Here is a 7210-nt window from a genome sequence, read left to right as displayed (position 1 = left end):
CCTGACTTGAACTCTCTTAACTCTTGTCTCTGTAACTCTGTGTCTCTGTGGTAACAAATATATCACCCCAAAATTAATGACATGAACCAGTAGTTTATCCGTTACATCCGTTGTATCCGTTGCTAACCTATACCTAATTTACCTGCGAGTGCAGGGGTTAAAGGGATAAGTGTTGCAATCATTAGAAATAGTGCGAGTAAACCTAACGCTGCTCGCGCGTCGTCGGGTTCAGTAATTTCATTCAAGCTGGGACGTTCCTGGTCACGCTGCAAAAATACAATTACAATTGCCCAGTACATTGCTAGTGGATTACCGAGAGAAACTATTGCTAGTACAATTAAGGTGGCGAGAGTAGTTCGACTGGCGATTTTACGTCCATAAATTGCTTGGACGATACGGCCTCCATCTAATTGACCTGCTGGCATTAAGTTTAAGGCAGTAATTACTAGTCCAAGCCAACCTATTACTACTAGGGGGTGTACACTAACTGCTGGAGACTGTAGTGCTGAACCTAAGACTACGCGCGCTAAACTTCCAACTAAAATTGAACCTTGGAAAAACTCGTTAGGTATTTGAAACAAACTACCTTGTTGAGATAATAACAAACCAGTTATCAACATCACAAGCGAAATAATTCCTCCTGCGGCAGGTCCTGCTAGGGAAATGTCGAATAACACTTTACGGTTAGGTAACAGTGACTCGAAGCGAGTAATGGCGCCAAATGAACCGATTTGAACTGCTGGAAGGAAAAAAGGTACACTTAACCGAACTTGGTGACGACGTGCTGTGAGGAAGTGACCTATTTCGTGCGCGAGTAAAACGGTAAAAATACCCCCACCGATGGGTAGAGCTTCCAAATAACGCGCGGGGTAGGAGAAGAAGTCAAAACCCAGAAGTAAACCCGCAGCTTCCAAACAGGTAGCAAGTGTAGCAAGTAGCAAAACGACCGCAAATGACTTTTGCGCTATCGTCATTGGACGTGGGTCATTACGACTGGGAAGGACGATAACTACTGGTCTAGCTTCCGCGTTTTCTACCAAGAACAAGCGGTATTTATCAGCTAACCGTGACTGTAAACTCTCTGTCAAACGGTTATGAGTTTCTTCCGGTTCCCCCCGTAAATTACCTTTGAATACGGCGCCATCTTGATAAGGTATTGTTTCGGTGGCAAAAAATGTATCAATGCCAAAGATACTTTTGATTGCACTTAAATCATCATCGGGTATTGGTATCGTTTCTGGCACCAATACAGTTACAGTTTGAGGTGCATTTGTATCAGATTGATTTTCTGAAGCTAATCGGTCAGCGGCTTTTTGCCGTAGAATAACATCTTGTCCAGCCGCGCGGAGTTGTCGTCCTAGATAGACATATACCCCTGCGGAGACAACCAACAGCAAGATAATACCGATAATATTAATGTAGATTCCTGCTGCGAACAAGCCAAAAAATAGTAGCCAAGGTATCATTAGCACAAGCGATTGCAACCAGGCTAAGATTCCTAGCTTACCAAAAGGTCTGGCGCGATAAAAGCCCCAACCTAAAATACCCAAAGCAACAACTAGGATTGTCGCGACTAAAGGAGTCTCTGACGCAGTAAACATCTTCCAAAACCCTTTGAAACAAAACTAAGTTCTTTCTGGAAAGCAATTTGTTAAAAACTACTAACTTACTTAATTTATAACGACCTTTGCCGTATTCTCAAATAAAATGTAGGTTGGCAGAAGCGAAGCGCAACCTAACATTATCATTATCATTACGCCAACATTATTTCAGACGTTGGGTTACACCCAACCTAGTTTAGTTACAAAAATGATTAACGTATTAAGTACTATTACATATAAAGATTCTTTGATTACGCCTGTACATACTGCTGTTACAGGCAGAGTTAGATATAAAGTGCGTGGGCTTTATGGTGATAAATTGCTCAAAAAATACTTAGAATCGAAATTATCGCAGGAAAAAGGTATCGAGCGAGTCCAGGCAAATTGTACGACAGGCAATATACTTGTACTGTATTATCCCAACTTCGGTCAAAATGCCGTTGCTACACTAATTCAATCATGTGTCTCAGATTACAGCAACGTAGGTTGTACCGTTAGTACGTCAGTCCCGACTCCAGTGACAAATCAAGAGCAAAAGCTATCGATTGCAACTAGTACTATAATCCCTGTTGCGGGAACTGTGAGCGCGTTGGCACTTTTAACTTTATTTATTCACACGCGCGGTTTAGATGAACGAGTTCTATTGACAATTCAAAAATTACATTCGCCATTACTTCATACCGTCATGGTAGGTGCCACTTCATTAGGGGAAGGAGCGACATTACTGTTGGTGTCTGGGTTATATAGAAGTTGGTTAATACGTAATAACCGTCGTCAAGATGCAAATACCCTGATAGTTGCTGCTGTTGGTGGAATTGGGTTGAACTGTATACTCAAACTTATGTTCGCGCGGTCACGTCCTTTACTGTGGGATAGAATTATTGAAGTTAGTCACCACAGCTTTCCAAGTGGTCACTCGATGGTATCGATGGTAGTTTACGGGTATATTGCTTACACCTTAGCAAAGCAGTATCCTCAACACCGCAATCAAATTTCAACACTTGCTGTAGCTTTGATTTTGGCAATAGGTTGTAGTAGGTTATATTTGGGAGTACACTGGATGACAGATGTTACTGCTGGTTACGCTGCTGGTTTAGTGTGGTTGTTTGTTTGTATAGCTTTCAACGTTCAAGCTAATCCTGTAAAATCGTTAATTCCAGCCAGTCACTCAATTCCTTTGCTAAAAGGTCAATTTCAGAATTAGTTACGGCAAACGGCGAAAAATTACTCGTTGAAATTTCATAAACTCGGCGCCCAGCCCAAATTTGTAAAAACCAGCGATTCCAAGACTGCTGGGTTTTTGCTATGCTAATAATTCCGCGTATAGAAGCAGGAAAAGGGTCTTTTAGCTTCAACCCGAAAAGTTCATAAGTCCAAGAGATTTTACGACGAGTTATCGAAAACCGTTTTTGGGCAAACTCAGATACAATAACAACTCCAATTGTTACGAGCGAAACTACTAGATTAAAACTAAATACTGGTGGTAAGGTTCTCATATCGAACCTAGGAAGCGAAACCGCGAACAAATTAACCAAACACACTGGAAAAATCAAGAAAGCTAAACATAGCATTGTAAACCGCGAAAACAATCCCACCGCAGGAATAAAAATTTCAATAATATTATCATTCTTGAGCATTACTATCTTTCGTTGCGGTGGCTCTTTAATTCCAAACTTTGATATATCTATCATTGTATTATTTGTCTTATTAAATTCTTGTCATGCTGCATTTATAGCTTTACTGCATGGTGCCATTCCACTGTAAGATTACTTGTGCTTGCTTCTAACTCATGCTTAAGTAGTTTTGCTATATATATTGGAATGTATTTGTATTTAATATGAACAACACCTTTAACAGACTGGCGCCATTTATTCAGGAATATATATATAATAACAACTGGACAGAATTAAGATCCATTCAAACCGCAGCAAGTGAAGTGATATTTGACACAGACGCGCATTTGCTGGTTGCTGCTGGAACAGCCGCAGGGAAAACAGAAGCAGCTTTTTTGCCAGTTATTACCGTATTACACGCAGAACAACCCCGTAGTATCGGAGTAATTTATATTGGTCCAATTAAAGCGTTGATTAATGACCAATTTGAACGTTTGAACGAATTATTAAAGGAAGCGGATATTCCGGTAATACCTTGGCATGGAGATGTTTCCCAAAGTCATAAAATTAAAGCATTAAAAAACCCGCGCGGAATTTTACAAATAACTCCAGAGTCTTTGGAAAGTTTGCTAATCAACAAAAATGATGATTTAATACGGTTGTTTGGAGACTTACGCTTTGTAATAATCGATGAAGTTCATGCTTTTATGGGAACTGAACGGGGTTGTCAGATACTTTGTCAACTCGCGCGTATTACCCAAGCTACAGGAAAACAACATCGTCGTATCGGGTTATCGGCAACTTTGGGAGATTACTCGTTAGCCCAAGAGTGGTTACGTTCGGATACTGATAAACAAGTAATTACACCATTACTTGAACAAAGTAAGCGTAATATTAAACTTGCTTTGGAACATTTTAACATTTCTGATCCCCCCAACCCCCCTTATCAAGGGGGGCAGGAAAGTTATGAGAAATATATCTATAATCTTAGTAAAGGTTGTAAGTGTCTTATCTTTGCTAATAATAAAGCCCAAACCGAATCAATTGTAGCTGCGTTGCGACAAATTGCCGTGCGGGAACAAGAACCAGATATTTACCATGTTCATCATGGGAGTATTGCTGCTTCTTTACGTTCAGAAGCAGAAAATGCGATGCGTGAAAAAGATAAACCATGCGTTACTGCAGCAACTTTAACTTTAGAAATGGGTGTGGATATCGGAAACTTGGAACGAGTTATTCAGTTAGAGGCGCCGATGTCCGTAGCAAGTTTTTTACAACGGTTAGGACGCGCGGGCAGACGTGGCAAACCTTCAGATATGCGCTTTGTATGTGCTGAAGAAGAAGTTTTAGAAGAGGCGCCTATATACGAACAAATACCGTGGCAGTTAATACAGAGTATTGCAATTATACAGCTTTACATGGAAGAACGCTGGGTAGAACCGTTTAAACCAGTAAAATACCCATTCTCATTGTTGTATCACCAAACCATGAGTATTATTGCAGCTAATTGTGAAATATCACCTGCCTTATTAGCAAAACAAATCTTAACTTTATCAGTTTTTCAACACATCTCCCAAGATGATTATCGATTATTACTAAACTACCTAATAGATATTGACCATATACATAAAACAGACAAAGGTAAATTAATATTAGGGCTGAACGGGGAGAAAATCGTCAATAGATTCCAGTTTTATGCAGTTTTTCCTGAAAATTTGGAATTTACCGTCAAGCATGATGCAACTAACATTGGTAGTATAGCTATGATACCAACAGTTGGTAGTGAATTTGGTTTAGCAGGAAGAACATGGAAAGTCTTGGATGTAGACTTTCGTAAAAAGTTAGTATCTGTAAAACCCACCGAAGGACAAGGCAGTGTATTTTGGCGTGGTGGTAGTGGCGCCATACATACCAAAGTCTTACAACGTATGCGTCGCGTATTATGCGAAGATACAGAATATAGTTACTTACAACCGAATGCTTTGAAGCGATTAAAACAAGTACGCGAAATAATACAAAGTTTAGGATTGGATGAAAGCTACATCGCGCGTTTACCAAAAGGCAAATGTGTAATATTTCCTTGGTTAGGAACAGCAGGGTTTAAAACTTTAGAAACAATGCTCAATACTTTTTGTCGTGAATCATTAGAAATTAAAAGTATAGGTGGTTCCTGTCCGTACTATATTACAGTAAGGTTGCCCAAAGATAAAATAGATAATCTCCAGCCAGAAATAACTTCATTATGTACACAGCGCATAATACCCGAACATCTAGTAAGTGAAGCAGAGGCGCCGCAACTACAAAAGTACGATGAGTACATACCATACCCATTGCTAAGAAAAGCATTTGTACATGATTATCTAGATTTAAATGATGTTATGACCAGATAGAAGCATTTTTGTCAATAAGGGACTTCAAAAAATTAAATTAACCATCAATGAGCGGGATGGGCATCCTCGCTCATTGAAAAGAAAGGAAAATTATCGGCTGTAATTATTAGGAGCGCGCGCAGTTATACGAAAAAACAATGAAACCGAATTACTTTCTGTACGCTTTACTGAAATTGGATCCATCCTTGGGTGGGGTGATACCCAAATCTGCCCGGTGGCACCTCCTGTTTGTACCCACCGTTAGATAACTGAAAAACATCATAATTACGATAAAGCAATTCTCCGGGTGCTTGTATTGCTACGAATCGCCGACTGTTTCCGTCATAATAAGACCATCCACTAGATGGAGACCAACTATAGATAAAGCCGCGTTGGCTAGAAAAAAAACTACCCACATATGTTTTCTGCGGCCGTTGAGCTGGTTGCGGTAAATTAGCTTTTGCGTAAGTATTAAAACCCCATGCGCCAAATGCACTTAAAGCCCCTGTACCTATAGCCTTGGCACCCCATCTTAGTAATTTTGGTACATTCGATGCTTGACCTTGGGCAACTTCCCCGATTTGTATCTTTGGTTGTTGAGATAGCAAATTAATGTTGAAAAAATTCGTTGCTAAGAAACTGCCTGTAATCAAGAAAGCGCTTACTGTTTTACTAGTCATATTAATGCCTCAACAGTTGTAAATTGTACTTAATTTTTGGTTGTATTCATTTTTTGGCAATTCTACCATTAGTCTTTCTATTAGCTATGTTGATACTTTTCTTTGCATAAGTCACATGAGTTTTATTTAGTTGTAAAAATCATTATTTCATAGTTGATTATAAAAATCTACTTACAGAGAGTCAAACTAGAAAATATCTTTCTTTAGATAGATCACAAAATTGATAATTTTAAATAAGTAAACTATATATATAGGTATAAGTGGCAGTAACTTATGCAGTTATTTAGTAAGTCTGCAACAAAAATTTAAAAATCACCCTAACGCTCTTCTATTACTCCCGCTAGAGAAAATTTAAAAATTTTTACTAGGGGATATAACGCTACTTGAATCATTACTAGGGTCATTAGTAATTGCTCTGCAAATCCTGATGTTTCTTCAGATATCATTACTTCTATTCATGGTTTGATTAATATTTTAAATGAAGAGAATGTGAAGAGACAGGCAAGAATGCCTGTTCCACAAGATATTAAAAATTGATTAAGGACATCTGGGATAGATATCCTACATTAAAACTACAATTTTGTTACACTAAAACTATCCTTGTTTTAAGGTAGGTAGAGCCATGCGTCATAATGTTGTAAATCCTGATCAACGTACTTATGGTGGACTTTTCCCAAAAGGTAGTGAAGAAATATTTCTACTCAAGCATACAGAAGTAGGCGCCACAATTTTTGGAAATGCCGCGCGTGTAGAGGTAACACAAAGTTTTGAAAATCCTTTCACAAAACCATTAGAAGCGGTCTATGTCTTTCCATTGCCAGATGAGTCAGCAGTGGATGAGATGGAAATTAGAATTGGAGATAAAATAATTAAGGGAAGTATAAAAAAGCGCTCTGAAGCACAAGAAATTTACGAGCAAGCAAAGAAAGAAGGGCGTACTGCGGGGT

Annotated in this window: 6 protein-coding genes; 3 read left to right on the top strand and 3 right to left on the bottom strand. The window is 38.9% G+C overall.

Annotated elements, in window-relative coordinates:
- Positions 1–122: 122 nt before the first annotated feature.
- Positions 123–1601, bottom strand: a complete 1479-nt coding sequence (locus AC2JBO_RS41185; protein ID WP_496959403.1) for a site-2 protease family protein — start codon at positions 1599–1601, stop codon at positions 123–125.
- Between the two features lie 208 nt (positions 1602–1809).
- Between AC2JBO_RS41185 and AC2JBO_RS41180 the strand changes: the two genes are divergently transcribed.
- Positions 1810–2805 (top strand): phosphatase PAP2 family protein, encoded by a 996-nt coding sequence (locus tag AC2JBO_RS41180; protein ID WP_496959402.1) that lies wholly within the window; start codon positions 1810–1812, stop codon positions 2803–2805.
- On the opposite strand, the gene AC2JBO_RS41175 is transcribed toward AC2JBO_RS41180, so the two are convergent.
- Complete coding sequence (locus AC2JBO_RS41175; RefSeq protein ID WP_496959401.1) at positions 2735–3292, bottom strand: hypothetical protein; 558 nt, start codon at positions 3290–3292, stop codon at positions 2735–2737. The genes AC2JBO_RS41180 and AC2JBO_RS41175 overlap by 71 nt on opposite strands.
- A 146-nt stretch (positions 3293–3438) precedes the next feature.
- Between AC2JBO_RS41175 and AC2JBO_RS41170 the strand changes: the two genes are divergently transcribed.
- Positions 3439–5604 (top strand): DEAD/DEAH box helicase, encoded by a 2166-nt coding sequence (locus AC2JBO_RS41170; RefSeq protein WP_496959400.1) that lies wholly within the window; start codon positions 3439–3441, stop codon positions 5602–5604.
- 164 nt (positions 5605–5768) lie between these two features.
- Here AC2JBO_RS41170 and AC2JBO_RS41165 read toward each other — a convergent pair whose 3' ends face one another.
- Complete coding sequence (locus AC2JBO_RS41165; RefSeq protein WP_496959399.1) at positions 5769–6263, bottom strand: hypothetical protein; 495 nt, start codon at positions 6261–6263, stop codon at positions 5769–5771.
- A 622-nt stretch (positions 6264–6885) separates the two neighbouring features.
- Between AC2JBO_RS41165 and AC2JBO_RS41160 the strand changes: the two genes are divergently transcribed.
- A partial coding sequence (locus AC2JBO_RS41160) for a VIT domain-containing protein (protein WP_496959398.1) occupies positions 6886–7210 on the top strand: 325 nt, incomplete at its 3' end.

Source organism: Calothrix sp. CBUCES-K 9914 (assembly GCF_059640475.1).
Note: the sequence above shows the minus strand (reverse complement) of the source record. Positions and strands in the feature narration are given on the sequence as shown.

Excerpts from the sequence above, each read along its gene's own strand:
- AC2JBO_RS41185 (WP_496959403.1), bottom strand. The coding sequence starts at position 1,601 with ATGTTTACTGCGTCAGAGACTCCTTTAGTCGCGACAATCCTAGTTGTT.
- AC2JBO_RS41180 (WP_496959402.1), top strand. The coding sequence starts at position 1,810 with ATGATTAACGTATTAAGTACTATTACATATAAAGATTCTTTGATTACG.
- AC2JBO_RS41175 (WP_496959401.1), bottom strand. The coding sequence starts at position 3,292 with ATGATAGATATATCAAAGTTTGGAATTAAAGAGCCACCGCAACGAAAG.
- AC2JBO_RS41170 (WP_496959400.1), top strand. The coding sequence starts at position 3,439 with ATGAACAACACCTTTAACAGACTGGCGCCATTTATTCAGGAATATATA.
- AC2JBO_RS41165 (WP_496959399.1), bottom strand. The coding sequence starts at position 6,263 with ATGACTAGTAAAACAGTAAGCGCTTTCTTGATTACAGGCAGTTTCTTA.